Origin of the sequence: Pseudomonas sp. 7-41 (assembly GCF_021233075.1) — a bacterium.
Classification (GTDB): domain Bacteria; phylum Pseudomonadota; class Gammaproteobacteria; order Pseudomonadales; family Pseudomonadaceae; genus Aquipseudomonas; species Aquipseudomonas veronii.
The window spans coordinates 1994996-2020936 of sequence record NZ_CP089551.1; the positions used below are offsets into that span (position 1 = coordinate 1994996).

General features: G+C 61.9%; 21 protein-coding genes. 14 read left to right on the forward strand and 7 right to left on the reverse strand.

Going from position 1 to position 25941, the window contains the following annotated elements:
• Positions 1-5: 5 nt before the first annotated feature.
• The 4 genes from LQ249_RS08990 (at position 6) to LQ249_RS09005 (ending at position 2858) form a co-directional block, all read left to right on the forward strand.
• On the forward strand, positions 6-539 hold the full coding sequence (locus tag LQ249_RS08990) for a hypothetical protein (protein WP_017848754.1): 534 nt from the start codon (positions 6-8) through the stop codon (positions 537-539).
• A 30-nt stretch (positions 540-569) separates the two neighbouring features.
• Entirely contained in the window at positions 570-1346 is a 777-nt protein-coding gene (locus tag LQ249_RS08995) for a class II glutamine amidotransferase (protein WP_108524354.1), read from the forward strand.
• An 11-nt stretch (positions 1347-1357) separates the two neighbouring features.
• On the forward strand, positions 1358-1900 hold the full coding sequence (locus LQ249_RS09000) for a DUF2937 family protein (protein ID WP_017848756.1): 543 nt from the start codon (positions 1358-1360) through the stop codon (positions 1898-1900).
• A 217-nt stretch (positions 1901-2117) separates the two neighbouring features.
• Positions 2118-2858, forward strand: a complete 741-nt coding sequence (locus LQ249_RS09005; protein ID WP_046384331.1) for a 5-oxoprolinase subunit PxpA — start codon at positions 2118-2120, stop codon at positions 2856-2858.
• Between the two features lie 25 nt (positions 2859-2883).
• Here LQ249_RS09005 and LQ249_RS09010 read toward each other — a convergent pair whose 3' ends face one another.
• Both LQ249_RS09010 and LQ249_RS09015 read right to left on the reverse strand, forming a co-directional pair.
• Positions 2884-4062 (reverse strand): vWA domain-containing protein, encoded by a 1179-nt coding sequence (locus LQ249_RS09010; RefSeq protein WP_232566397.1) that lies wholly within the window; start codon positions 4060-4062, stop codon positions 2884-2886.
• Between the two features lie 11 nt (positions 4063-4073).
• Positions 4074-4919, reverse strand: coding sequence for an AAA family ATPase (locus tag LQ249_RS09015; RefSeq protein WP_017848759.1), 846 nt, complete (start codon positions 4917-4919; stop codon positions 4074-4076).
• Between the two features lie 256 nt (positions 4920-5175).
• Here LQ249_RS09015 and cysK point away from each other — a divergent pair, with 256 nt between their 5' ends.
• A complete protein-coding gene (gene cysK, locus LQ249_RS09020; protein ID WP_017848760.1) occupies positions 5176-6150 on the forward strand; it encodes a cysteine synthase A in 975 nt (324 codons plus the stop codon).
• A 186-nt stretch (positions 6151-6336) separates the two neighbouring features.
• Positions 6337-7275, forward strand: a complete 939-nt coding sequence (locus tag LQ249_RS09025; protein WP_017848761.1) for an aspartyl/asparaginyl beta-hydroxylase domain-containing protein — start codon at positions 6337-6339, stop codon at positions 7273-7275.
• 144 nt (positions 7276-7419) lie between these two features.
• On the opposite strand, the gene acnA is transcribed toward LQ249_RS09025, so the two are convergent.
• On the reverse strand, positions 7420-10161 hold the full coding sequence (gene acnA / locus LQ249_RS09030; protein ID WP_057004998.1) for an aconitate hydratase AcnA: 2742 nt from the start codon (positions 10159-10161) through the stop codon (positions 7420-7422).
• A 195-nt stretch (positions 10162-10356) separates the two neighbouring features.
• Between acnA and rlmM the strand changes: the two genes are divergently transcribed.
• Both rlmM and tusA read left to right on the forward strand, forming a co-directional pair.
• A complete protein-coding gene (rlmM, locus tag LQ249_RS09035; protein ID WP_232566398.1) occupies positions 10357-11433 on the forward strand; it encodes a 23S rRNA (cytidine(2498)-2'-O)-methyltransferase RlmM in 1077 nt (358 codons plus the stop codon).
• A 27-nt stretch (positions 11434-11460) separates the two neighbouring features.
• Positions 11461-11712: a sulfurtransferase TusA gene (gene tusA / locus LQ249_RS09040; protein ID WP_017848764.1), complete on the forward strand. Its 252-nt coding sequence runs from the start codon at positions 11461-11463 to the stop codon at positions 11710-11712.
• Positions 11713-11828: 116 nt separating this feature from the next.
• Here tusA and LQ249_RS09045 read toward each other — a convergent pair whose 3' ends face one another.
• Entirely contained in the window at positions 11829-13223 is a 1395-nt protein-coding gene (locus LQ249_RS09045) for an MATE family efflux transporter (RefSeq protein WP_232566399.1), read from the reverse strand.
• Between the two features lie 180 nt (positions 13224-13403).
• Between LQ249_RS09045 and pdxB the strand changes: the two genes are divergently transcribed.
• A complete protein-coding gene (pdxB, locus tag LQ249_RS09050; protein ID WP_017848766.1) occupies positions 13404-14546 on the forward strand; it encodes a 4-phosphoerythronate dehydrogenase PdxB in 1143 nt (380 codons plus the stop codon).
• Between the two features lie 57 nt (positions 14547-14603).
• On the opposite strand, the gene LQ249_RS09055 is transcribed toward pdxB, so the two are convergent.
• Entirely contained in the window at positions 14604-14777 is a 174-nt protein-coding gene (locus LQ249_RS09055; RefSeq protein WP_017848767.1) for a PA1571 family protein, read from the reverse strand.
• 246 nt (positions 14778-15023) lie between these two features.
• On the opposite strand from LQ249_RS09055, the gene LQ249_RS09060 reads away from it, so the two are divergent.
• Positions 15024-16808, forward strand: a complete 1785-nt coding sequence (locus LQ249_RS09060; protein WP_232566400.1) for an ABC transporter ATP-binding protein/permease — start codon at positions 15024-15026, stop codon at positions 16806-16808.
• Between the two features lie 64 nt (positions 16809-16872).
• On the opposite strand, the gene LQ249_RS09065 is transcribed toward LQ249_RS09060, so the two are convergent.
• Positions 16873-18801, reverse strand: coding sequence for a transglycosylase SLT domain-containing protein (locus LQ249_RS09065; protein ID WP_232566401.1), 1929 nt, complete (start codon positions 18799-18801; stop codon positions 16873-16875).
• 213 nt (positions 18802-19014) lie between these two features.
• On the opposite strand from LQ249_RS09065, the gene LQ249_RS09070 reads away from it, so the two are divergent.
• On the forward strand, positions 19015-20934 hold the full coding sequence (locus tag LQ249_RS09070) for an ATP-binding cassette domain-containing protein (protein WP_017848770.1): 1920 nt from the start codon (positions 19015-19017) through the stop codon (positions 20932-20934).
• A gap of 122 nt (positions 20935-21056) precedes the next feature.
• Here LQ249_RS09070 and LQ249_RS09075 read toward each other — a convergent pair whose 3' ends face one another.
• Positions 21057-21494: a universal stress protein gene (locus LQ249_RS09075; RefSeq protein ID WP_046384324.1), complete on the reverse strand. Its 438-nt coding sequence runs from the start codon at positions 21492-21494 to the stop codon at positions 21057-21059.
• 105 nt (positions 21495-21599) lie between these two features.
• On the opposite strand from LQ249_RS09075, the gene LQ249_RS09080 reads away from it, so the two are divergent.
• From LQ249_RS09080 to fadA, 3 genes are all read left to right on the forward strand, one after another.
• Positions 21600-22037, forward strand: a complete 438-nt coding sequence (locus LQ249_RS09080; protein ID WP_108524359.1) for a hypothetical protein — start codon at positions 21600-21602, stop codon at positions 22035-22037.
• Positions 22038-22530: 493 nt separating this feature from the next.
• Positions 22531-24678, forward strand: coding sequence for a fatty acid oxidation complex subunit alpha FadB (gene fadB / locus LQ249_RS09085; RefSeq protein WP_104903749.1), 2148 nt, complete (start codon positions 22531-22533; stop codon positions 24676-24678).
• Between the two features lie 29 nt (positions 24679-24707).
• Entirely contained in the window at positions 24708-25883 is a 1176-nt protein-coding gene (gene fadA, locus LQ249_RS09090) for an acetyl-CoA C-acyltransferase FadA (RefSeq protein ID WP_026140242.1), read from the forward strand.
• Positions 25884-25941 lie beyond the last annotated feature (58 nt).

Genomic DNA, 25941 nt, shown 5'->3' on the forward strand with positions numbered 1-25941 from the left:
GGCGGATGGTGGCAGGCATTGCAGCCGCGACACGCAAAAGCCGTTATCATAGCGGCCTGTTTGCCTACCTTGCCATGGACACCATGACCGAGAACGATTATCTGACCGCTTGGGGCCTTTACGCCTTCGCCGCTTTGGGCTGCCTGTTGGTGTGGTGGCGCATGACCCGCTGGATCTGGCGCTGGTTGCGCGAGCCACTGCAATTGCTGATGGCCGTGCTGCTGTTGAGCCCGACCATCGTCGACCCGGTCAAGACCCAGTTCGCGCCGGCCGTGGCGATTACTGCGCTGGACCTGGTGCTCAAGGTCGGCAATAACGCCTGGCGGGCCGTCTCCGACTTGTTCATGTACACGATGATCGCCTTTGGCGTGTACCTCGTGTTTGTGTTGATCCGCTGGCCCATCGAGCGCGCCGCCAATGCCCGCCGTGAGCGCAAGGCCGCCGCTGATGCCGCCTTGGCCGCCGAGCCCGAAGACGATGACGAGCCGTTCCGTCGCCCGGCGCCTGTGGGCGGTATGCGGGTCGAACCGCGCCTTTAACGTTGTCTGCCCTGCAGCGAGAGCCCTGGCATGTGTGAATTATTGGGCATGAGTGCCAACGTCCCCACCGATATCGTGTTCAGCTTTACCGGGCTGATGCAGCGCGGTGGGCGTACCGGCCCCCACCGCGACGGTTGGGGCATCGCGTTCTATGAAGGCCGTGGCCTGCGCCTGTTCCAGGACCCGGCCGCGAGCAGCGAATCGGAAGTCGCGCGGCTGGTGCAGCGTTATCCCATCAAAAGTGAAGTGGTGATTGGCCATATCCGCCAGGCCAACGTGGGCAAGGTGTGCCTGTCCAATACCCACCCGTTCGTGCGCGAGCTGTGGGGGCGTAACTGGTGCTTTGCGCACAACGGCCAATTGGCCGACTTCAAACCGCGCGCCACGTTTTACCGCCCGGTGGGCGACACCGACAGCGAAGCGGCGTTCTGCGACCTGCTCAACCGCGTCCGCGAGGCGTTCCCGGAGCCGGTGGAGATCGAACAGATGCTGCCGGACCTGATCGCCGCCTGCACCGAATACCGCAGCAAAGGCGTGTTCAACTGCCTGCTCAGCGACGGCGATTGGTTGTTCTGCTACTGCACGACCAAATTGGCCCAGATCACCCGGCGCGCTCCGTTCGGCCCGGCACGCTTGAAAGATGTCGACGTGATCGTCGATTTCCAGGCCGAAACCACGCCCAACGATGTGGTAACGGTGATCGCCACCGAACCCCTGACCGACAACGAAAACTGGACCCGCTACGAACCGGGCCAGTGGAGCCTGTGGCGGCGCGGTGAATGCGTCAGCCAGGGCATTACCGAGTAAGGAAGTCGACTATGTTGCTCAGCTATCTGCGGTTGGTGTTGTTTGCCATTGGCTTGTTGGTCGGTGTGCAAGTGCCGGGGTTCATCAATGACTACGCCAAGCGCGTCGAAGCCCACCTGATCGAGGCCCAGACCGGCCTGCGCGGCTTTGAATCCACCGCGCAACAGTTCTTCAACGGCGACTTGCAGGCCCTGGTCGCCCACTACCGCGCCAGCGACGACCCGGTGTTTCGCAGCGATGCCAACAGCCTCGGCACGTTGTTGGATCGTCAGTTGGCGCTGGACAAGCAATTCCAGGCCATGCAAGGCCCCTGGTACATTCGCGCATTGCAGGTAGCGGTCGCGGCCGACCCGGCGATCCGCCTGGAAACCTGGAACGGCTACAGCTACCAGATCCTGCTGACCCCCGAAGCCATGGGCTGGGGCCTGGGCGGGGCGATGTTGTTGTCGTTCGGCCTGGAGTGCCTGTTCCGCTTGATCGACTGGGTGGTGCTGGGCGGCAAGCGCCTGCGCCAGAGCCGGCCGATCGAAGAGCGTGATTTGAAAGGGCTGTAGAAAGGCCTGTAATGGTGGGAGGGGGCTTGCTCCCACCGTTTTAATCGCGTTCCTTCAACTTCATAGGGTCGACCTTTATGGGGTGGACACCGTCCCGGACACACGCCAAAAATCGCGCCGTTTCACGATAAGTGTCGCTGGGACGGTGGGATAAGTTGCGAGTCTTGTGTAAAAGATCCCACACTACAAAAAAACAAAGCCTACAGGAGCACTCAGCGTGAGCCGTCTGCTATTGAATTGCGACATCGGCGAAAGCTATGGCAACTGGAACCTGGGTCTGGACGCTGAGGTCATGCCGTTCATTGATTGCGCCAACGTGGCCTGCGGCTTCCATGCCGGCGACCCGAGCGTCATGCGCAAGACCGTCGGCCTGGCGCTCAAGCATGGCGTGCTGGTCGGGGCGCACCCGGCGTATCAGGACCTGCAAGGTTTCGGCCGCCGTTCCATGGCCTACACGCCCGAAGAAATCCAAGACCTGTTGCACTACCAGATCGGCGCGCTCGACGGCATTTGCCGCGCCCAGGGCGGACGGGTCAGCTACGTCAAACCCCATGGCGCGATGTACAACGACATGATGGCCAACCCCGCGCAGTTGCGTGCGGTGATCCAGGCCGTTGCCGCTTACGGCGAACTGCCGCTGATGCTGCTGGCCACTCGCGACAACCGCGCGGCCCAGGCGCTGGGCGACGAATACGGTGTGATCCTGTGGTTCGAGGCGTTCGCCGACCGCGCCTACGACAACAAGGGGCACCTGGTTTCCCGCCAATTGCCCGGCGCGGTACACCACGATACCGAAGCCATCATCCAGCAATCCCTGACCATTTCCCGTGGCGAACCCTTGACCGCCAGCGATGGCAGCCCCTTGGTCCTGCGGGCCAATACCTTGTGTGTGCATGGCGATAACGCCAGTTCGGTGGCCTCCGTGCAGCGCATTCGCGAGGCGTTGAAGTGCCAGTGACGCCACGCCTATGGGAGATATCGGGTTACTTGGAAAGGAACCGCATGCCTTCTTCCAGCCCGCGCAAGGTCAGCGGATACATCTGGTCTTCGACCAACTCCCGCACGATCCCGGTCGACGCCGTATAGCCCCAGGTGTCCTTCGGATACGGGTTTATCCAGATCAGCTTCTTGTACTTGGCCATGAAGCGCTGCATCCACACATACCCCGGCTCCTCGTTCCAATGCTCGACGCTGCCGCCGGCCTGGGTGATTTCATACGGCGCCATCGAGGCATCGCCGATAAAGATCACTTTGTAATCGGCGCCATATTTGTGCAGCAAGTCTTGGGTGCAGGTGCGCTCCGACGTGCGGCGCTGGTTGTTCTTCCACACCGACTCGTACACGAAGTTGTGGAAGTAGAAGTACTCCAGGTGCTTGAACTCGGTCTTGCACGCGGAGAACAGCTCTTCGCAGATCTTCACATGGGCGTCCATCGAGCCGCCGATGTCGAACAGCAACAGCAGCTTGATGGTGTTGCGCCGTTCCGGGCGCATCTGGATATTCAGCAAGCCGGCATCGCGGGCGGTGTGGTCGATGGTGCCGTCGATGTCCAGCTCTTCCGCCGCACCCTGGCGCGCGAACTTGCGCAGGCGGCGCAGGGCGATCTTGATGTTGCGCGTGCCCAGTTCCACCTGATCGTCGAGGTTCTTGTACTCGCGCTGGTCCCAGACTTTCACCGCCTTGCCCTGGCGCTTGCCCGCATCGCCGACGCGGATGCCTTCCGGGTTGTAGCCGCCGGAGCCGAACGGGCTGGTGCCGCCGGTGCCGATCCACTTGTTGCCGCCGGCGTGACGCTCTTTCTGTTCTTCCAGGCGTTTCTTGAACGCTTCGATCAACTTGTCCAGGCCGCCGAGGGACTGGATCTGCGCGCGTTCTTCGTCGCTCAGCGAGCGTTCGAACTCCTTGCGCAGCCAGTCTTCGGGGATCAGCGCCTGCAGGTGGTCGTCGAGCTTTTCCAGGCCGTTGAAATAGGCGCTGAAGGCGCGGTCGAACTTGTCGAAATGGCGTTCGTCCTTGACCAGGATCGCCCGGGCCAAGTAGTAGAACTCGTCCATGTCGGCGAAGATCACCCGCTGTTTCAGGGCGTTGATCAAGTCGAGCAGCTCGCGCACCGACACCGGCACCTTGGCTGCACGCATTTCATTGAACAGGTTGAGCAACATGGCAGGCGCCCTTATCGGTTACCGCGACGGCTCATGAACGCCAGGCGTTCGAGCAATTGCACGTCCTGCTCGTTCTTCACCAGCGCACCGGCCAGGGGCGGGATGGCCTTGGTCGGGTCGCGTTCGCGCAGTACCGCTTCGCCGATATTGTCGGCCATCAGCAGCTTGAGCCAGTCGACCAGTTCGGAGGTGGAGGGCTTTTTCTTCAGGCCCGGCACTTTGCGCACGTCGAAGAACACGTCCAGCGCTTCGCTGACCAGGTCTTTCTTGATGTCGGGGTAATGCACATCGACGATCTTCTGCAGGGTGGCGCGGTCGGGGAAGGCGATGTAATGGAAGAAGCAGCGGCGCAGGAACGCATCCGGCAGTTCTTTTTCATTGTTGGAGGTAATGATGATGATCGGGCGTTTCTTGGCCTTGATGGTCTCGTCGATTTCGTAGACGTAGAACTCCATCTTGTCGAGTTCTTGCAGCAGGTCGTTGGGGAATTCGATGTCGGCCTTGTCGATTTCGTCGATCAGCAGGATCACCCGTTCCTCGGCCTCGAAGGCTTCCCAGAGCTTGCCCTTCTTCAGGTAGTTGCGCACGTCATGCACCTTGTCCACGCCCAGCTGCGAGTCGCGCAGGCGGCTGACCGCATCGTACTCGTACAGGCCCTGGTGGGCCTTGGTGGTGGACTTGATGTGCCAGGTGATCAGCTTGGCGCCGAAGGATTCGGCCAACTGCTCGGCGAGCATGGTCTTGCCGGTGCCCGGCTCGCCCTTGACCAGCAGCGGCCGCTCCAGGGTGATGGCCGCGTTGACGGCCAGTTTCAGGTCATCGGTGGCAACGTAGGCCTGGGTGCCTTCGAACTTCATCGGTCATTCCTCGAATTCATCAATGCCCGACTATACCGTGCGGCCCCGGCGACTGTGAACGCAGACGGGTTATTCAGTCTCTGAATGACCAGTCACGCGTGCGCTCAGTCGATCGAAGGCGTGGTCGTTCCCGGGGCCGTTCTGCTGGCTTGTAGGAGATTGACTATTGCGATGTCTCCGACGTTCCTCTGACTGGACGCTTTGGAAGACGAGGCATACCCTTGGGGCTTTCTTCAAGCCGCCTCAAGGACCCGTCATGAGCCGCATTTTTGCAGACAACGCGCACTCCATCGGTAACACGCCTCTGGTTCAGATCAACCGCATCGCACCGCGTGGCGTGACCATCCTGGCCAAGATCGAAGGGCGTAACCCGGGTTATTCGGTGAAGTGTCGCATTGGCGCGAACATGATCTGGGACGCGGAAAGCACCGGCAAACTCAAGCCGGGCATGACCATTGTCGAACCGACCTCGGGCAACACCGGTATCGGCCTGGCGTTCGTCGCCGCGGCCCGTGGCTACAAACTGGTGCTGACCATGCCTGCGTCGATGAGCATCGAGCGCCGCAAAGTGCTCAAGGCCCTGGGCGCCGAGCTGGTGTTGACCGAGCCGGCCAAGGGCATGAAGGGCGCAATCGACAAAGCCGCGGAAATCCTCGCCAGCGACCCGGCCACCTACTACATGCCAGCGCAGTTCGAAAACCCGGCCAACCCGGCGATCCACGAAAAAACCACCGGTCCGGAAATCTGGAACGACACCGACGGCGCCGTCGACGTGTTGGTGGCGGGCGTGGGCACCGGCGGCACCATTACCGGGGTGTCGCGCTATATCAAGAACACTGCGGGCAAGCCGATTCTGTCGGTGGCCGTCGAGCCGATCGTCTCGCCGGTGATCACCCAGGCGCTGGCCGGTGAAGAGATCAAGCCGAGTCCGCACAAGATCCAGGGCATCGGCGCCGGGTTCGTGCCGAAGAACCTCGACCTGTCGATGGTCGACCGCGTGGAACTGGTGAGCGACGACGAATCCAAGGCCATGGCCCTGCGCCTGATGCGGGAAGAGGGGATTCTGTGCGGGATCTCCTGCGGCGCGGCGATGGCGGTCGCCGTGCGCCTGGCCGAGAAGCCGGAGATGCAGGGCAAGACCATCGTGGTGATCCTGCCGGACTCCGGCGAGCGCTACCTGTCGAGCATGCTGTTCAGTGATTTGTTTACCGATCAAGAAAACCAGGCTTGATGCAAATCAGCGTGAGAGCGGGGGCCTTATGCATAATTGGCCTACCCTCGCGCCGTTTTAAACGCTGATTGTTGGACTGCGCGGGTTTTTCCCGAGGTCCGGAGTGTTTATCATGGCCGGCTGCTACGCCTGGTTTCCCCTCGACGGGAGGTTGTTGGCCAGGCGCTTATTTCCAGGAGTTGCTGCATGACCTTTTCTTTGGCCGCCAAACTGTCGGTGTTGCTGGTGTTTATCGGCAGCACGCTGTACGTACACCTGCGCGGCAAGGCCCGTTTGCCGATGTTGCGCCAGTTCGTCAACCACTCGGCGCTGTTTGCCCCGTATAACGCCTTGATGTACCTGTTCTCGGCCGTGCCGTCCAAGCCGTACCTGGACCGCAGCAAGTTCCCGGAACTGGACGTGCTCAAGGACAACTGGGAAGTGATCCGCGAAGAGGCCATGCACCTGTTCGACGAGGGTTACATCCGCGCCGCCGAAAAGAATAATGACGCCGGCTTCGGCTCGTTCTTCAAGAAGGGCTGGAAGCGTTTCTACCTTAAGTGGTACGACAAACCGCTGCCCTCGGCCGAGGCCCTGTGCCCGAAAACCGTGGCCTTGGTCAGCAGCATCCCCAACGTCAAGGGCGCGATGTTCGCGCTGTTGCCGGGCGGCAGTCACCTCAACCCGCACCGCGACCCGTTTGCCGGTTCCCTGCGTTATCACCTGGGCCTGTCCACGCCGAACTCCGACGACTGCCGCATTTTCGTCGACGGCCAGGAATACGCCTGGCGCGACGGTGAAGACGTGATGTTCGACGAGACCTACGTACACTGGGTGAAGAACGAGACGGAAAAGACCCGCGTGATCCTGTTCTGTGACATCGAGCGCCCGCTGAGCAATCCGCTGATGACCCGCATCAACCGCTGGGTCAGCGCGCAACTGGGCCGCGCCACCGCGCCGCAGAACCTGGACGACGAACGCGTCGGCGGCATCAACCAGGCTTATGCCTGGAGCAAGTCGTTCAGCGACAAGATCAGCAGCGTGGTCAAGCAGTGGAAGCGCAAGCATCCCAAGGCCTACCGCATTGCGCGGCCGGTGCTGGCGGTTGTCGTCTTGGTACTGCTGTGGAAGTGGCTCTTCGGCTGACTTGAAGTTTTAAATGCGGTCAAAACTGTGGGAGGGGGCTTGCCCCCGATAGCGGTGTGTCAGTCATCAGATGTATCGACTGATCCACCGCTATCGGGGGCAAGCCCCCTCCCACATTGGACCTCCATTGCTTTTGAGATCGCCTTATGACGCGATCAACTGGCGCAGCACATAGTGCAGGATGCCGCCCGCTTTGAAGTATTCCACTTCATTGAGGGTGTCGATCCGGCACAGCACGTCGATCTTCTCGCTGCTGCCATCCTCGCGGGTAATCACCAGGGTCAGGTTCATGCGCGGCACGAGCTGCGCGTCGCTGAGGCCCAGGATGTCGATCTTCTCCTTGCCGGTGAGCTTGAGCGCCTTGCGGTTCTGGTCCAGCTTGAACTGCAACGGCAGCACGCCCATGCCCACCAGGTTGGAACGGTGAATGCGCTCGAAGCTCTCGGCGATCACTGCCTTGACCCCTAGCAGATTAGTACCCTTGGCCGCCCAGTCGCGGCTCGAGCCGGTGCCGTATTCCTGGCCGGCGACCACCACCAGCGGTGTGCCGGCGGCCTGGTACTTCATGGCGGCGTCGTAGATCGGCATTTTCTCGCCGGTGGGCACATACAGCGTGTTGCCGCCTTCCTCGCCGCCGAGCATTTCATTGCGGATACGGATATTGGCGAAGGTGCCGCGCATCATCACTTCATGGTTGCCGCGGCGTGAGCCGTAGGAGTTGAAGTCGCGCGGTTCCACGCCTTGTTCGCGCAGGTAATGGCCGGCGGGGCTGTCGGCCTTGATGTTGCCAGCGGGGGAGATGTGGTCGGTGGTCACCGAATCGCCCAGCAGGGCCAGGACGTTGGCGCCGTGGATGTCCTTGATCACTGGCAGCGGCCCGGCGATGTCGTCGAAGAACGGCGGATGCTGGATGTAGGTGGAATCCTTCTGCCATACGTAGGTCGCGGCCTGCGGCACTTCGATGGCTTGCCACTGTGCGTCGCCGGCGAACACCTCGGCGTATTCCTTGTGGAACATGCCGGTGCTGACCTGGGCGACCGCGTCGGCAATCTCCTGGCTGCTTGGCCAGATGTCCTTGAGGTAGACCGGATTGCCGTGTTGATCGTTGCCCAACGGTTCGCGGCTGATATCGATACGTACCGTACCGGCCAACGCATACGCCACCACCAGCGGCGGCGAGGCCAGCCAGTTGGTTTTCACCAGCGGGTGGACGCGGCCTTCGAAGTTGCGGTTGCCGGACAGCACTGACGCCACGGCCAGGTCGGCTTTCTGGATGGCTTTTTCAATCGGCTCGGGCAACGGGCCGGAGTTGCCGATGCAGGTGGTGCAGCCATAACCCACCAGGTCAAAACCGAGCTTGTCCAGGTATTGGGTGAGGCCGGCCGCCTTGTAGTAGTCGGTGACCACTTTGGAGCCGGGGGCCAGGGAGGTTTTTACCCAGGGTTTGCGGGTCAGGCCTTTTTCCACGGCCTTTTTCGCCACCAGCCCGGCGGCCATCATCACGCTGGGGTTGGAGGTGTTGGTGCAGGAGGTGATCGCGGCGATCACCACGGCGCCATTTTTCAGGCGATAGGTCTGGCCGTCGTACTCGTAGTCGGTTTCGCCCACCAGATCGGCATTGCCCACGGCCACACCGCCGCCGCCTTCGCTTTCCAGGCGGCCTTCTTCCTTGTTGGTCGGTTTGAATTGCAGGTCGAGGAAGTCACTGAACGCCTGGCCGACATTCGGCAGCGACACGCGGTCCTGCGGGCGCTTCGGTCCGGCGAGGCTGGCTTCGACGCTGCCCATGTCCAGGGCCAGGCTGTCGGTGAACACCGGCTCCTGGCCGGCGTTGCGCCACAGGCCTTGGGCCTTGGTGTAGGCCTCGACCAGTTTGACGGTCTGCGCCGGGCGACCGGACAGGCGCAGGTAGTCCAAGGTCACCTCATCCACCGGGAAAAAGCCGCAGGTGGCGCCGTATTCCGGGGCCATGTTGGCGATGGTGGCGCGGTCAGCCAGGGGCAGGTCGGCCAGGCCGTCGCCGTAGAACTCGACGAATTTGCCGACCACACCTTTCTTGCGCAGCATCTGGGTGACGGTCAGCACCAGGTCGGTGGCGGTGATGCCCTCTTTCAATTTGCCGGTGAGCTTGAAGCCGATCACTTCCGGAATCAGCATCGACACCGGCTGGCCGAGCATCGCCGCTTCCGCTTCGATCCCGCCCACGCCCCAGCCGAGCACGCCGAGGCCGTTGATCATGGTGGTGTGGGAATCGGTGCCGACCAGGGTGTCGGGGAAGGCGTAGGTGCGGCCGTCTTCGTCCTTGGTCCACACGGTGCGGCCGAGGTATTCGAGGTTGACCTGGTGACAGATGCCGGTGCCCGGCGGCACCACGCTGAAGTTGTCGAAGGCGCTCTGGCCCCAGCGCAGGAAGGCGTAGCGTTCGCCGTTGCGCTGCATTTCGATGTCGACGTTTTGCCCGAACGCGGCGGTGGTGCCGAACTTGTCGACCATCACCGAGTGGTCGATCACCAGGTCCACCGGCGACAGCGGGTTGATGCGCTGCGGGTCGCCACCGGCCTTGGCCACGGCGGCGCGCATGGCGGCCAGGTCGACCACGGCGGGCACCCCGGTAAAGTCTTGCATCAGCACGCGGGCTGGGCGGTACTGGATCTCGCGGTCGGACTGGCGCTCTTTGAGCCAGGCGGCGATGGCCTTGAGGTCGGCGCCGGTGACAGTTTTGTTGTCTTCCCAGCGCAGCAGGTTTTCCAGCAGCACCTTGAGGGACATCGGCAGCTTATCCAGGTCACCCAGGCGCTTGGCGGCTTCGGGCAAGCTGAAATAGTGATAAGTTTTGTCGTCGATTTGCAGGGTTTTAAGGGTTCTCAGGCTATCAAGGGATGACATTACATGACTCCTTATGGTCCGCACGGCTACGGACCTGACGGGACGAACAGAACTATCAAACTAGCCCTGTTTTCAGTAGCTGGCTAATTACTGGACTCTATGGACAGATCCAAGGTTCCGAAGTCAGTTATCATGCGCGCGTTTTCATGACAGACATTGCGATAGCGCAAGTCCGTTGGGTCGCCAGGAGAGTCGATGAACACCCTTTTTATGCACTGCCGCCCGGGTTTTGAAGGCGAGGTCTGTTCCGAGATCGCGGAACACGCCGCGCGCCTGAACGTTTCCGGCTACGCCAAGGCCAAGACCGGCAGCGCCTGCGCCGAATTTGTCTGCACCGAGGAAGACGGCGCCCAGCGCCTGATGCACGGCCAGCGTTTTGCCGAGCTGATCTTCCCGCGGCAGTGGGCGCGCGGGGTGTTCATCGACCTGCCGGAAACCGACCGCATCAGCGTGATCCTCGCGCACCTGCGCGAATTCCCGGTGTGCGGCAGCCTGTGGCTGGAGATGGTCGACACCAACGACGGCAAGGAGCTGTCGAACTTCTGCAAGAAATTCGAAGTCCACCTGCGCAAAGCCCTGCTGAACGCCGGCAAGCTGGTGGACGACCCGAGCAAGCCGCGCCTGCTGCTGACCTTCAAGAGCGGCCGCGAAGTGTTCATGGGCCTGGCCGAGTCGAATAACTCGGCGATGTGGCCGATGGGCATCCCGCGCCTGAAATTCCCCCGCGATGCGCCCAGCCGCTCGACCCTGAAGCTGGAAGAGGCCTGGCACCACTTCATCCCCCGCGACCAGTGGGACGAGCGCCTGCACGGCGACATGACCGGCGTCGACCTGGGCGCGGCTCCGGGCGGCTGGACCTGGCAACTGGTCAACCGGGGCATGCTGGTGACCGCCATCGACAACGGCCCCATGGCCGAAAGCCTGATGGACACCGGCCTGGTGCAACACTTGATGGCCGACGGTTTCACCTTCGTGCCCAAGCAGTCGGTGGACTGGATGGTGTGCGACATCGTCGAAAAACCGGCTCGCAACGCCGCCTTGCTGGAAACCTGGATCGGCGAAGGCTATTGCCGTGAAGCGGTGGTCAACCTGAAACTGCCGATGAAGCAGCGTTACGCCGAGGTCAAGCGTTTGCTCGAGCGCATCGAAGACGGCTTCAAGGCGCGCGGTATTCGTGTGGAAATCGGCTGTAAGCAGCTGTACCACGACCGTGAGGAAGTGACCTGCCACTTGCGTCGGCTGGTGGATGTGAAGAAAACCAAGGCCCGTTAAACTGAGCGCCTGCCGTAGGAGTAATCAATGAGCGATATGACCGACACTGCCGTCGACGGCACCCTCGACGCCACCGGGCTGAACTGCCCGGAGCCGGTGATGATGCTGCACCAGCACATCCGTGACCTGCCGCCTGGCGGCTTGCTCAAGGTGATCGCGACCGACCCGTCGACCCGCCGCGACATTCCCAAGTTCTGCGTGTTCCTCGACCACGAACTGGTGGCTCAGCAGGAACAAGCCGGTACGTACCTGTACTGGATTCGCAAGAAGCTCGACTAAGCCCCCGATTCCTGTAGGAGCGAGCTTGCTCGCGAAAACCCCGAGAGCGCCACGTCAAACCAGGCAAGCTGCGTTATCGCTGGCGACCTTCGCGAGCAAGCGCGGGTGTGTGCTGCTTAACCCCGCGCCTTGTCCCGGCGAATGCGTCGGCGTGCGCTGCGCGCCAGGCGCACCAGCAACATCCCCGCCGCGCAGCTCAGGCCCACGATCAGCCCCTGCCACAAACCGCTGGGGCCGCTCGCCGCGCCCAGCCAGTCGGTCAGCCCCAGGGCGTAACCCACCGGCAACCCCACGCCCCAGTAGGCAAACAGGGTCAGCACCATGGTCACGCGGGTGTCCTGATAGCCGCGCAAGGCACCGGCGGCGGTGACCTGGATCGAGTCGGAAAACTGGAACAACGCGGAAAACACGATCAGCGTCGACGCCAGGTGGATCACCACCGGGTCCGGGGTGTAGATCGCCGCGATCTGCTCGCGAAACACCAGCATCAGGCTGCAGGACAGGCAGGCATACGCCAGCGCCGTGCCCATGCCGACCCCGGCAGCGAAGCGCGCTTCACGCGGCAGGCCACGGCCGAGGGCCTGGCCGACGCGCACGGTGACGGCCGTGCTCAGGGAGTAGGGGATCATGAACACCAGGGAACTGACGTTCAGGGCGATCTGATGGCCGGAGACCACCGTGGCCCCCAGGCTGCCGATCAGCAGGGCGATCACCGCGAAGATGCTCGATTCGGCAAAGATCGCGATGCCGATCGGCAGGCCGATGCCCAATACGCGCTTGATCACCGCCCATTGCGGCCAATCGAAACGCTTGAACAGTTCGCTGCTCTGGTATGCCGGCCCCCAGCGCGTCCAGCCCGCCAGGCCGAGCATCATCACCCACATCGCAATGCCCGTGGCCCAGCCGCAGCCCACGCCGCCCATGGCCGGCACGCCGAAATGGCCATAGATGAAGATGTAGTTCAGCGGGATATTCAGCGCCAACCCGCACAGGCCCAGGACCATGCTCGGGCGTGTGCGGCCCAGGCCGTCGCTGAAACAACGCAACACGTAATACAGGGCAACGGCCGGCATGCCTGCGGCGATACCGTGCAGGTAGCCCATGGAGGGTTTGATCAGGTCGGGTTCAACCTTCATCGCGTGCAGGATCGGTTCGGCGCTGAGCAGCAGCAGTGACGCGGTGATGCCGACCACCACCGCCAACCACAGGGATTGGCGCACCAGCGGCCCGATCTCGCTGTAGTGACCGGCGCCATAGCGCTGGGCGACTTTCGGCGTGGTGGCCAGCAAGGTGCCGGTCATCAGCAGGTACACCGGAATCCAGATCGAATTGCCCAGGCCCACCGCCGCCAGGTCCTGCGGGCTGACGCGCCCGGCCATCACCGCATCGACGAAGCTCATCGCGGTGGTTGCCAGTTGGCCGATCATGATCGGCACGGCGAGTGTCAGCAGGCCGCGCACTTCCCGGCTGATGCGGGCGGGACGGGTGAGGGGGGCGGTGGCGGTGTTCACGTGCAGATGTCCAAAGAAGAGCGCAGGACGGCGGATTCTACGCGTTGACGCAGCGGTCAGGAAAAAACCTGTGTTAGCGATTTGTAAGCGATCTTCCAGGCGCCGCAGCGTCCACCTTCGATCTGCGGTGGAACACCGATCGCATCCCTGTACACTGCTGTTCCGCCAAAGGAGCCTGCCATGCTGATTGTTGCCGACGAAAATATTCCGCTGCTCGATGCTTTCTTCCAAGGATTTGGCGAAATACGCCGGGTGCCCGGCCGTTCCATTGACCGCGCCACCGTCGAGCAGGCCGATGTGCTGCTGGTGCGCTCGGTGACCAACGTCAACCGGGCCTTGCTCGAAGGTTCCAAGGTGCGCTTTGTCGGCACCTGCACCATCGGCACCGATCATTTGGACCTCGACTATTTCCAGCGTGCCGGCATTCAATGGTCCAGCGCGCCCGGCTGCAATGCCCGTGGCGTGGTGGACTACGTGCTGGGCAGCTTGCAGACCCTGGCCGAGATCGAGGGCGCCGACCTCAACCAGCGGACTTACGGTGTCGTCGGCGCCGGTGAAGTGGGCGGGCGTTTGGTCAAGGTGCTCAAGGGCCTGGGCTGGAACGTGCTGGTCTGCGACCCGCCGCGGCAGATCGCCGAAGACGGTGACTACGTCAGCCTGGAGCAGATCATCGAGCAATGCGACGTGATCAGCCTGCACACGCCGTTGACCAAGTCCGGCAACGGCTCCACCTGGCACTTGTTCGACCGCGAGCGCCTCAATCGCCTCAAGCCTGGTGCCTGGCTGATCAACGCCAGCCGTGGCCCGGTGGTGGACAACGCCGCCCTGCGCGACGTGCTGCTTTCGCGTGAAGACCTGCAAGCGGTGCTGGATGTGTGGGAAGGCGAGCCCGAAGTGGATGTCGACCTGGCCGACCTCTGCGTGCTGGCCACCCCGCACATCGCCGGTTACAGCCTGGACGGCAAGCAGCGCGGCACGGCGCAGATCTACCAGGCGTTCTGCGCGCATCTGGGCCAGGCGCCGGCGATTGAACTGAGTGATTTGCTGCCGCCGCCGTGGCTGGCCGAGGTCCACTTGAATGCGTCTACCGATCCGGCCTGGGCGCTGGCGACGTTATGCCGCAGCGTGTACGACCCGCGTCGCGACGATGCGGATTTCCGTCGCAGCCTCGTGGGAACGGTGGACGAGCAACGCAAGGCGTTCGATCTGCTGCGCAAGCACTATCCGGAGCGCCGTGAGATCGATGGCTTGAAGGTGCGTATCCATGGGCAATCGGCGCTGTTGTCCGGCATCGTCGAGGCATTGGGCGCTGAGCTGCTGTAGGAACGAGGTCACAAAAAAACCGGCCATCAAGGCCGGTTCTGAAAGAGCGTGGGCGCTTCAGCCTTGCTGGGCAGGCTTGACCAGTCGCTGTTCCAGCTCGCGGCACGCTTGCTGGATCATGTCTTCGGTAATCTGCACTTCGCGGCCTTGGGCGTCGATGACGGAGCAAGGCAGGTATTGCGGTTGGCGGATTACTTCAATCTTGGCATCGCTGCTGTTTTGCAAGGTCATGGCCTGTCTCCTCATCAGGTTGTGTACCAACTTTAACCCCCCCGCGTGACCGAGCTGTTACAACTCCTTGCAAGATCATCGCTTCGAATACTCAGTCCACCAGAAACCGTTACAAATTTCCAGCCGGGTGTTAGACCGATAACCTCTAGGGGGCAGAGTGGGCGGGCATAATTAACCCGACTCATTGTTATTTACCCAAGTTCCCCCAATGTTGTCTGTAGGTTCCGATCTCCCCCTCATCAGGTGATGCCCCCCATGTTCTCAGTCCGACAACGCCGTGCAATTCGCCTGGCCAGCCGCTTCATTGCGCCCTATCGCTGGCAGGCGCTCGGCGCGCTGGTGGCGCTGATCGTCACCGCCGGCATCACCTTGTCCATGGGCCAGGGCATTCGCCTGTTGGTGGACCAGGGCTTCATGACCCAGTCGCCGCACTTGCTCAACCAATCCATCGGCCTGTTCATGATCCTGGTACTGGGCCTGGCCGTCGGCACGTTTGCGCGGTTTTACCTGGTGTCGTGGATCGGCGAGCGGGTGGTGGCGGACATTCGTCGGCAGGTGTTCAACCACCTGATCTACCTGCATCCTGGCTTCTATGAAAACAACCGCAGCTCGGAAATCCAGTCGCGGTTGACCACCGACACCACATTGTTGCAATCGGTGATCGGCTCCTCGCTGTCGCTGTTCCTGCGCAATGCGTTGATGGTCATCGGCGGCATCGTGCTGCTGTTTGTCACCAACCCCAAGCTCACCAGCATCGTGGTGGTGGCGCTGCCGCTGGTGCTGGCGCCGATCCTGATTTTCGGCCGCCGCGTGCGCAGCCTGTCGCGCTTGAGCCAGGACCGTATCGCCGACGTCGGCAGCTACGTGTCCGAGACGCTCGGCCAGATCAAGACCGTGCAGGCCTATAACCACCAGGCGCAGGACGAACAACGCTTTGCCGTGACCGTCGAGGACGCTTTCAGCACCGCACGTAAGCGCATCGCCCAGCGCGCCTGGCTGATTACCCTGGTGATCATGCTGGTGCTCGGCGCCGTCGGGGTGATGCTGTGGGTCGGCGGCATGGATGTGATCAGCGGGCGCATTTCCGGCGGCGAACTGGCCGCGTTCGTGTTCTACAGCCTGATCGTCGGCAGCGCCGTCGGCACCTTGAGCGAAGTGCTCGGCGAGTTGCAGCGCGCCGCGGGGGCGGCAGAGCGGATCGGCGAGTTGCTGCAGTCGCACAACGAGATCCAGGCGCCCGTCGCCGGCTGCGTGCAATTACCGCCACGCGTCAGCGGCCGCATGGAGCTGCAAGACCTGCGCTTTTCCTACCCGTCGCGGCCGGACACTTACGCCATCGACGGTTTGAACCTGACCATCAACCCCGGCGAAACCCTCGCGCTGGTGGGGCCGTCGGGCGCGGGCAAGTCGACGATTTTCGACCTGTTGCTGCGCTTCTATGATCCCCAGCACGGCCGCATCCTGCTCGAAGGCCAGCCGCTCACCGAACTCGACCCCCAGGACCTGCGCCGCCACTTTGCCCTGGTGTCCCAGAGCCCGGCGCTGTTCTTTGGCAGTGTCGAAGACAACATCCGCTACGGCAACCCGAGCGCCACTCGCGAGCAGGTCGAAGCCGCGGCGCGGATTGCCCATGCCCACGACTTCATCCTGCAAATGCCCGATGGCTACCAGACCCACCTCGGCGACGGCGGCATGGGCCTCTCCGGCGGCCAACGGCAACGCCTGGCGATCGCCCGCGCGTTGCTGGTAGATGCGCCGATCCTGCTGCTGGACGAAGCCACCAGCGCCCTCGACGCCCAGAGCGAACACCTGATCCAGCAGGCGCTGCCACAACTGATGCAGGGCCGCACCACGCTGGTCATCGCGCATCGGCTGGCGACGGTGAAGCATGCGGACCGGATCGCAGTGATGGACCAGGGCAAGCTGGTGGCGATCGGCACGCATCAGCAGTTGATCGCGAGCAACCCGCTGTATGCGCGGTTGGCGGCGTTGCAGTTCAGTGACGGCGTGGAGGAACAGGCTGCGCGCTGAAATCGCTGCGCATAAAAAATGCCCGCATCCTTCGATGCGGGCATTTTTGTGTGTGCGTCACGCTTTATTGATCGTCGAAATACCGCTCATGCCAGTCCACCAACGGCTGTGGCGAATTGAGCTTCTGCCCGTAGATCACCGAATAAGACAGCACGTTCTGCACGTACTGGCGGGTTTCGTCGAACGGGATGCTTTCCACCCACACGTCGAAACTCAGGTGATCGGCGCCGCGCAGCCACTGGCGCACGCGGCCCGGGCCGGCGTTGTAGGCGGCGGAAGCGAGGACGCGGTTGCCGTTGAACTGGCTGTGTACCTGGCTCAGGTAAGCGGCGCCGAGCTGGATGTTTTTATCCGGATCGAGCACCTGGGCCGGGGAGGCCAGCGGGATGCTGAACTTGCGCGCGGTGTCTTTGGCGGTGCCGGGCATCAGCTGCATCAGGCCGCTGGCGCCGACGCCGGAGCGGGCGTCGTCCATGAACGCGCTTTCCTGGCGGGTGATGGCGAACACCCAGCTCGAATGCAGGCCACGCACCTTGGCTTCGCGCACCAGGGTGTCGCGGTGGGCCATTGGGAAGCGGATGTCGAGGTCATCCCAGTACTGCGCCTGGCTGATGGTACGGATCGCCGGGAAGTACCACTTCATGTCGTAGGCCAGCCTGGCCTGGGCGACCATTTCGTCGCGGTTGAAGTGACGGCTGACGTGGTACCACTCGCGGCGGCCATCGACCACCTGGCCCCGCGCATAGAACTCCAGGGCGCGGCGCACGCCGGGGGTGTTGCGCACTTTGTTGATCAGCGCCTGGCTCATCAACAGCGGCTTGTTCATCAGTTGGTACGGCGCTTTGGAGCGGTCGGCGGCGAGGAATCCGTAGAAATCGCGCTCCCGCGACAGGTTCTTGTACAGCACCAGGGCTTGCGGGTTTTTCGGCTCGGCCAGTTCCAGGCTGCGGGCCTGCCAGTAGCGCCAGCGGTTGGTGGTGGCCAAGTCCTGCGGGAGTTTGCGCGTGAGTTGGTAGGCGTCTTCCCAACGGGCCAGGCGCAACAGCAGGCGCAGGCGCCATTCGGACACGGTGTTGTCGCGCAGTTCCGGGTCGTACTTGGTCATCACCTCAAGGGCGCGTGGGTCAAAGCGCTTGGCCAGGGTCAGGCCGATCTCGCGGGCAATCGCCACTTTTTCGTCACGGGAGAAGTGCATGCTGCTGGCATAGCCGTCGAGCATGGCCATGGCCTTGTCCGGGTCCTGGCGCGCCAGGCGGCGCAGGCCCAGGCCCACGGCGTCAGATATGGCCTCGGTGGCCGGCAGGAAGCGCGACGGGTCGCTGAGCATCTCCGGCTTTTGCGCCACGTCCACCATCAGGCGGCCTTGGGCGCCGAGGGTCGGCAGGCTTTTCACCAGGCTGTTGGCCAGCGCGTAGTTGCGGGCTTCGGCGGCGAGCTTGGCGCGGTCCCAGATTTTCTGTTCGGTGAGTTGGCCATCTGCGGCCCACTGCGCGAACGTGGCATCACAGGCGGACGGTTGCGATTTACCGGTCAGCCAGAGTTTTTCGGTGGTTTTGTAGCCTTCGGCCTTCAGATTGTGCGTGAGCTGGAACTGGCCATGCAGGCAATCGAGCTCGACGAAATTGAGCTTGGGGTCGTAGTACTTTTCAAAGGTCTGCCAGTCGCCACGCTCGGCCAGCCAGCGCAACCAACGCAGTTTCATCCAGTTGGCCTGGGGCAGGTCGCCGTTTTTGGCGAGGAATTGTTCGATTTCCTCGTTACTCGCGGTCTTCAGGCGTGCGGTCAGCTCGTCGTAGGCCAGGTACGGCGTCAGCGGATAGTCGGCCAAGGCCTGACTGTATTGCATGTAGGGCCCGGTATCGCCCTTGGCCAGGGCGCGTTTGGCTTCATCGTAATATTGACGTTGGGTGGTTATGTCCACGGCCAGGGCGGGTTGAGCGGCAGTGGCAGTAAGAAGCAGACAAGATAAAAAGTTGAAAAGGCGACTGCGCATGAGACGTCCGTGCAGAGAAATCACGACTAGCGCCGGCACCGCCGACACTCATTGCCTCTAGCTTAGCCTTTTGCCAGCGGCCGGTGAAAGCTTTGCCGACCTGTTCGTTCAAGTTCGCCGGAATTGTCTTACAGAACCCACCCGTAGCGAAAATGCCGGCCGCATCCCACCCTCAACTCAGGTAGAATGCGCGCCCAGTTTTTGGAGAAGCGTATGACCCTGCTCAAATTCAGCGATGTGTCCCTTGCTTTCGGCGCTATGCCGTTGTTGGACAAGGTGTCCTGGCAGATCGCCCGTGGTGAGCGGGTGTGCATCATCGGCCGCAACGGCACCGGCAAGTCCAGCATGATGAAGCTGGTAAAAGGCGACCAGAAGCCCGATGACGGCTCTGTATGGCGCGCCCCGGGCCTCAAGATTGGCGAATTGCCGCAGGAACTGCCGGTGGCCGACGGACGGACAGTGTTCGACGTGGTCGCCGAAGGCCTGGACGGCGTCGGTGAGTTGCTTGCGCAATACCATCACCTGGCGCAGAACTGCGTCACCGAGGAAGACCTGGACAAGCTGATGCACGTCCAGCAAGACCTCGAAGCCCGCGACGGCTGGCGCCTGCAGCAACTGGTGGACAGCACCCTGAGCCGCCTGCAACTGCCGGCCGACAAGACCCTCGCCGAATTGTCCGGCGGCTGGCGTCGCCGCGTCCTGCTGGCCCAGGCCCTGGTGTCCGAGCCGGACCTGCTGCTGCTCGACGAACCGACCAACCACCTGGACATCGGCGCGATCGCCTGGCTCGAAGAAGCCCTCAAGGATTTCCAGGGCGCCGTGTTGTTCATCACGCACGACCGGTCCTTCCTGCAGAACCTGGCGACCCGCATCCTCGAGCTGGACCGTGGTGGCCTGATCGACTGGAACGGCGACTACGCCAGCTTCCTGGTCCACAAAGAAGCCACCCTGGCCGCTGAAGAAACCGCCAACGCCTTGTTCGACAAGCGCCTGGCCCAGGAAGAAGTGTGGATCCGCCAGGGCATCAAGGCGCGCCGCACCCGTAACGAAGGCCGTGTACGCGCACTCAAGGCCCTGCGCGTTGAACGCAGTGAGCGTCGCGAGCGCACCGGCAAGGCCAACATCATGCTGGAAACCGCCGACAAGTCGGGCAAGCAGGTGATGGTGCTGGAGAACGTCAGCTTCCATCACCCGGACGGTCCGTTCCTGATCAAGGACTTCTCCATGGTCCTGCAGCGCGGCGACCGCATCGGCCTGCTCGGCGCCAACGGCACCGGCAAGACCACGTTGCTCAAGCTGATGCTCAACGGCCTGCAACCGACCAGCGGTAAAGTGGAAGAGGGCACGCGCATCGACGTGGCCTACTTCGACCAGTTGCGTCACCAGTTGGACCTGGAAAAAACCGTGATCGACAACGTCGCCGAAGGCCGCGACTTTATCGATATCGACGGCCAGAGCCGCCATGTGCTGAGCTACCTGGGCGACTTCCTGTTCAGCCCGCAGCGCGCACGCACGCCGGTCAAGGCCTTGTCCGGTGGTGAGCGTGCGCGCTTGCTGCTGGCCAAGCTGTTCAGCAAGCCGGCCAACCTGCTGGTCCTCGACGAACCGACCAACGACCTCGACGTGGAAACCCTCGAGCTGCTGGAAGAGGTCCTGCTGACCTTCAACGGCACTGTGCTGATGGTCAGCCACGACCGGGCATTCCTCGACAACGTGGTCACCAGCACCCTGGTCTTCGAAGGTGAAGGCAAGGTGCGCGAGTACGTCGGTGGTTACCAGGACTGGCTGCGCCAGGGCGGCTCGCCGCGCCTGCTGGGCGTGACCGAGAGCAAGTCCGGCAAGGCCGACTTGACCTCTGCCGTCGTCGCCCCCGTGGCCGCCGCTGCACCGGCGCCGGAAGCCGCGCCTGCCGCGAAGAAGAAACTCAGCTACAAGCTGCAGCGTGAGCTGGAAGCCCTGCCGGGTGAAATCGACGCCAAGGAGCAGCAGATCGCTGCGGTCGAAGCGCAAATGGCTGACGCGGGTTTCTACCTGCGTCCGGCGGCGGAAACCGCCGAGGTCATCGCGTCCCTGGAAACCTTGAACCAGGAGCTGGAAGTGCTGGTTGAACGTTGGGCCGAGTTGGACGCCTGATTGATTCCAGTGCATTAAAAAACCCGGTGTTCATTTCAATGAGCACCGGGTTTTTTATATGAGCTGCAGTCCAACATATGGGAGGGAGCAAGCTCCCTCCCATATTTGGGTCTCGATCGGTCTTACGCGTTCTTTTTCAGCTTCACCGCCAGCACATCGCACGGTGCGCCGTGCAGGACGTCATTGGCGGTGGAGCCCAGCAGCAAGGCCAGGCCGTGACGGCCATGGCTGCCGACCACGATCAGGTCGCAGCCCTGTTCCTTGGCCAGGTGATGGATTTCCTGGCGTGGCTGACCATAGGTCAGGTGGCTCTGACCTTTTTTCAGGTTCGGGTACTTGGTGATCAGGCGCTCAAGGCGTTCCTTGGCTTGATCGAATTGCTGCTGTTGCAGTTGTGACAGGTCCATCGGCACGTCGCCGCCAAAGGCCATGGCCATCGGTTCGACGATATGCACCAGGGACAGCTTGGCAGTGGTGCCAGCCAGATCCACGGCGCGTTTGATCACTGGATCGCACTCTTCGGTCAGGTCTACGGCGACCAGAATATGTTCGTATGACATGGGGCGTTCCTCCAGGGGACTGCAATAAGTTCAGTATGGCTGCTTTCAAGCGGATGGGGTTGCGTCAGGTCAAATCCGCTTATCTAAAAAATCGGGAGTACACATATGACGGTCTGGATAGTGGTGTCAATCCTTGCGGTGGTTTTGAGCCCCCTGGCATGGCTGCGCCCGTCGCGCCATCAGAGTGGGCGCATGGCCCTGCGCATGGAGGCGCGCCGCATGGGCCTGGCGATGCAACTGGCGCCCCAGGCGTGGCCGCACTGGCTCAAGCAGGAGCCGCCGAGCCCGTGCGCGCAATACCACCGGCCACGGCGCGGCAAGGTCCCTGCACTATGGAGTTATTGGCAGCTGGAGCCTGGCGTGTGGGTCAACCAGTGGCAGGAAGCCTGCGTGGACGAGCAATTGCTGGCGCATTTTGCGACGCTGCCGGCCAACGTCTACAAAGTCGAGGCAGACCGGCAAATGATCGCGTTGTGCTGGGGCGAGAAGGGTGAGGTGAGCGACCTGCAGGCCATTGATAGGTTGCTCAAGGCCCTGGCCTGAACGTCGGGCAATAAAAAGCCCGACATCATCATCGGGCGGGGTTGGCCAGGCAGGCCGGTAAAGCTGTGTGTTTCACGCCGGGTATTCACCCAGGCGTTTTGACTATTCTGTAATGGCTGCCGCAAGCCTAGCCGGATATCCGGATCTGTACAGTCTTTTCCTACGCTGTGTTCATTATTGATTTGGTGAATAGTTGAATATTGGCGAAGCGTGGGCCAAGGGTTGGGGTTCTGAAATGACTGGAAAGTCGCGTTTTTCCTAGCGCTTTCGAGCGATTGACAATTGCCCGGAATTGGATGAAGGTGGCGTACCCAAATCAAACGGGCGTATGAATTGAGCGTTTGTCTGTCAGACGTCTCATACAGAATCCCGACTATCGCATTGGCGGGTGTGCCTGGCGCATTGGGGTGAGCATTGACGAAATCATCAATGTCCAACCAGAGGCCAGCGTCCGATGTGTACTGTTCAGCTTCCATATCGTGGAGATCAGTTGATGATTTACGAAGGTAAAGCCATCACGGTTAAGGCTCTTGAAAGTGGCATCGTCGAACTGAAATTCGACCTCAAGGGTGAGTCCGTCAACAAGTTCAACCGTCTAACCCTGAACGAACTGCGTCAGGCCGTAGACGCCATCAAAGCAGATGCTTCGGTCAAGGGCGTGATCGTCTCCAGCGGCAAGGACGTGTTTATCGTCGGCGCCGACATCACCGAATTCGTCGAGAGCTTCAAGCTGCCCGATGCCGAGCTGGTGGCTGGCAACCTCGAAGCCAACAAGATTTTCAGCGATTTCGAAGACCTCAACGTGCCGACCGTTGCCGCGATCAACGGCATCGCGCTGGGCGGCGGCCTGGAAATGTGCCTGGCCGCGGATTTTCGCGTCATGTCGGCCACTGCGAAAATCGGCCTGCCGGAAGTCAAGCTGGGCATCTACCCAGGTTTCGGCGGCACTGTGCGCCTGCCGCGCATCATCGGGGCCGACAACGCCATCGAGTGGATCGCCGCCGGCAAGGAAAACAAAGCTGAAGACGCGCTGAAAGTCGGTGCCGTCGATGCTGTGGTTGCTCCGGACAAACTGGCCGAAGCCGCGCTGAACCTGATCAAGGGCGCCATCAGCGGCGAATTTGATTACAAGGCCAAGCGTCAGCCGAAGCTGGAAAAACTCAAGCTCAACGCCATCGAACAAATGATGGCGTTCGAAACCGCCAAAGGTTTCGTGGCTGGCCAGGCCGGCCCGAACTACCCGGCGCCGGTTGAAGCGATCAAGACCATCCAGAAAGCCGCGAACTTCGGTCGCGACAAAGCCCTGGAAGTGGAAGCGGCAGGTTTCGTCAAACTGGCCAAGACCTCCGCTGCCCAGAGCCTGATCGGCCTGTTCCTGAACGATCAGGAACTGAAGAAAAAGGCCAAGGCCTACGATGAAGTCGCCAAGGATGTGAAACAGGCCGCCGTACTCGGTGCCGGCATCATGGGCGGCGGTATCGCCTATCAGTCGGCGTCCAAAGGCACGCCGATCCTGATGAAAGACATCAACGAACACGGCATCGAGCAAGGCCTGGCGGAAGCGGCCAAGCTGCTGGTGGGTCGGGTTGATAAAGGTCGCATGACCGCGGCGAAAATGGCTGAAGTGCTCAACGGCATTCGTCCTACGCTGTCCTACGGCGATTTCGGCCACGTCGACCTGGTGGTCGAAGCGGTTGTCGAAAACCCGAAGGTCAAGCAAGCGGTACTGGCGGAAGTGGAAGCCCAGGTCAAAGACGACACCATCCTGGCGTCCAACACCTCGACCATTTCCATCACGCTGCTGGCCAAGGCCCTCAAGCGTCCGGAAAACTTCGTCGGCATGCACTTCTTCAACCCGGTGCACATGATGCCGCTGGTGGAAGTGATCCGTGGTGAGAAGTCCAGCGAGCTGGCCGTCGCCACCACCGTTGCCTACGCCAAGAAAATGGGCAAGAACCCGATCGTGGTCAACGACTGCCCGGGCTTTTTGGTCAACCGCGTGCTGTTCCCGTACTTCGGCGGTTTCGCCAAGCTGGTCAGCGCCGGTGTGGACTTTGTGCGTATCGACAAGGTCATGGAAAAATTCGGCTGGCCGATGGGCCCGGCGTACCTGATGGACGTGGTCGGCATCGACACCGGCCACCACGGTCGCGACGTGATGGCTGAAGGCTTCCCGGACCGCATGAAAGACGACCGCCGCTCGGCGATCGACGCGCTCTACGAGGCCAAGCGCCTGGGCCAGAAGAACGGCAAGGGCTTCTACGCCTACGAGACCGACAAGAAGGGCAAGCAGAAGAAGGTTGCCGATCCGTCGGTCCACGAAGTGCTCGCGCCGGTCATCTATGAACAGCGTGAGGTGTCCGACGAGGACATCATCAACTGGATGATGATCGCCCTCTGCCTGGAAACCGTGCGTTGCCTGGAAGACGGCATCGTCGAAACCGCCGCCGAAGCCGACATGGGCCTGGTGTACGGTATTGGTTTCCCTCCATTCCGTGGCGGTGCACTGCGTTACATCGACTCGATCGGTGTGGCCGAGTTCGTTGCCCTGGCTGATCAATACGCTGATTTGGGCCCGCTGTACCACCCGACCGCGAAGCTGCGTGAGATGGCCAAGAACGGCCAGAGCTTCTTCGGTTAAGCGTCCCATACACTTGAGCGAGAATATTTATGAGCTTGAATCCAAGAGACGTCGTGATTGTCGACTTCGGTCGCACGCCGATGGGCCGCTCCAAGGGCGGCATGCACCGCAACACCCGCGCCGAAGACATGTCGGCGCACCTGATCAGCAAATTGCTGGAGCGTAACGTCAAGGTCGACCCGAACGAAGTCGAAGACGTGATCTGGGGCTGTGTCAACCAGACCCTGGAACAGGGCTGGAACATCGCCCGCATGGCCTCCTTGCTGACCCAGATCCCGCACACCGCGGCCGCCCAGACGGTCAGCCGCCTGTGTGGTTCGTCGATGAGCGCACTGCACACGGCCGCCCAGGCGATCATGACCGGCAACGGTGATGTATTCGTGGTCGGTGGCGTGGAGCACATGGGCCACGTCAGCATGATGCACGGTGTCGATCCCAACCCGCACATGTCGCTGCACGCGGCAAAAGCCTCGGGCATGATGGGCCTCACCGCGGAAATGCTCGGCAAGATGCACGGCATTACCCGCGAAGCCCAGGATGCGTTCGGCCTGCGTTCCCACCAGCTCGCCCACAAGGCGACCGTGGAAGGCAAGTTCAAGGATGAAATCATCCCGATGAACGGCTACGACGAGAACGGTTTCCTGAAACTGTTCGACTACGACGAAACCATTCGTCCGGATACCACCCTGGAAAGCCTGGCCGCCTTGAAACCGGCGTTCAATCCAAAGGGCGGCACCGTGACAGCCGGCACTTCGTCGCAAATCACCGACGGTGCCTCGTGCATGATCGTGATGTCGGCGCAGCGTGCCAAGGACCTGGGTATCCAGCCGATGGCGGTGATTCGTTCGATGGCCGTAGCGGGTGTGGACCCGGCGATCATGGGCTATGGTCCGGTACCGGCGACACAAAAAGCCTTGAAGCGCGCGGGCCTGACCGTCGCCGATATCGACTTCTTCGAGCTCAACGAAGCCTTCGCCGCACAGGCCCTGCCGGTGCTGAAAGATTTGAAAGTACTCGACAAGATGAACGAGAAGGTTAACCTGCACGGCGGCGCGATCGCCCTGGGCCACCCGTTCGGTTGCTCCGGCGCGCGAATCTCCGGCACTTTGCTCAATGTGATGAAGCAAAATGGCGGCAACCTCGGGGTTGCAACCATGTGCATTGGTCTCGGCCAAGGCATTTCCACCGTCTTCGAACGCCTTTAAGCGTTGGGTTGACGGAAGCCGGGGCCCAGTGCCCCGGTTTTTGTTTTTCGGTAGTTTT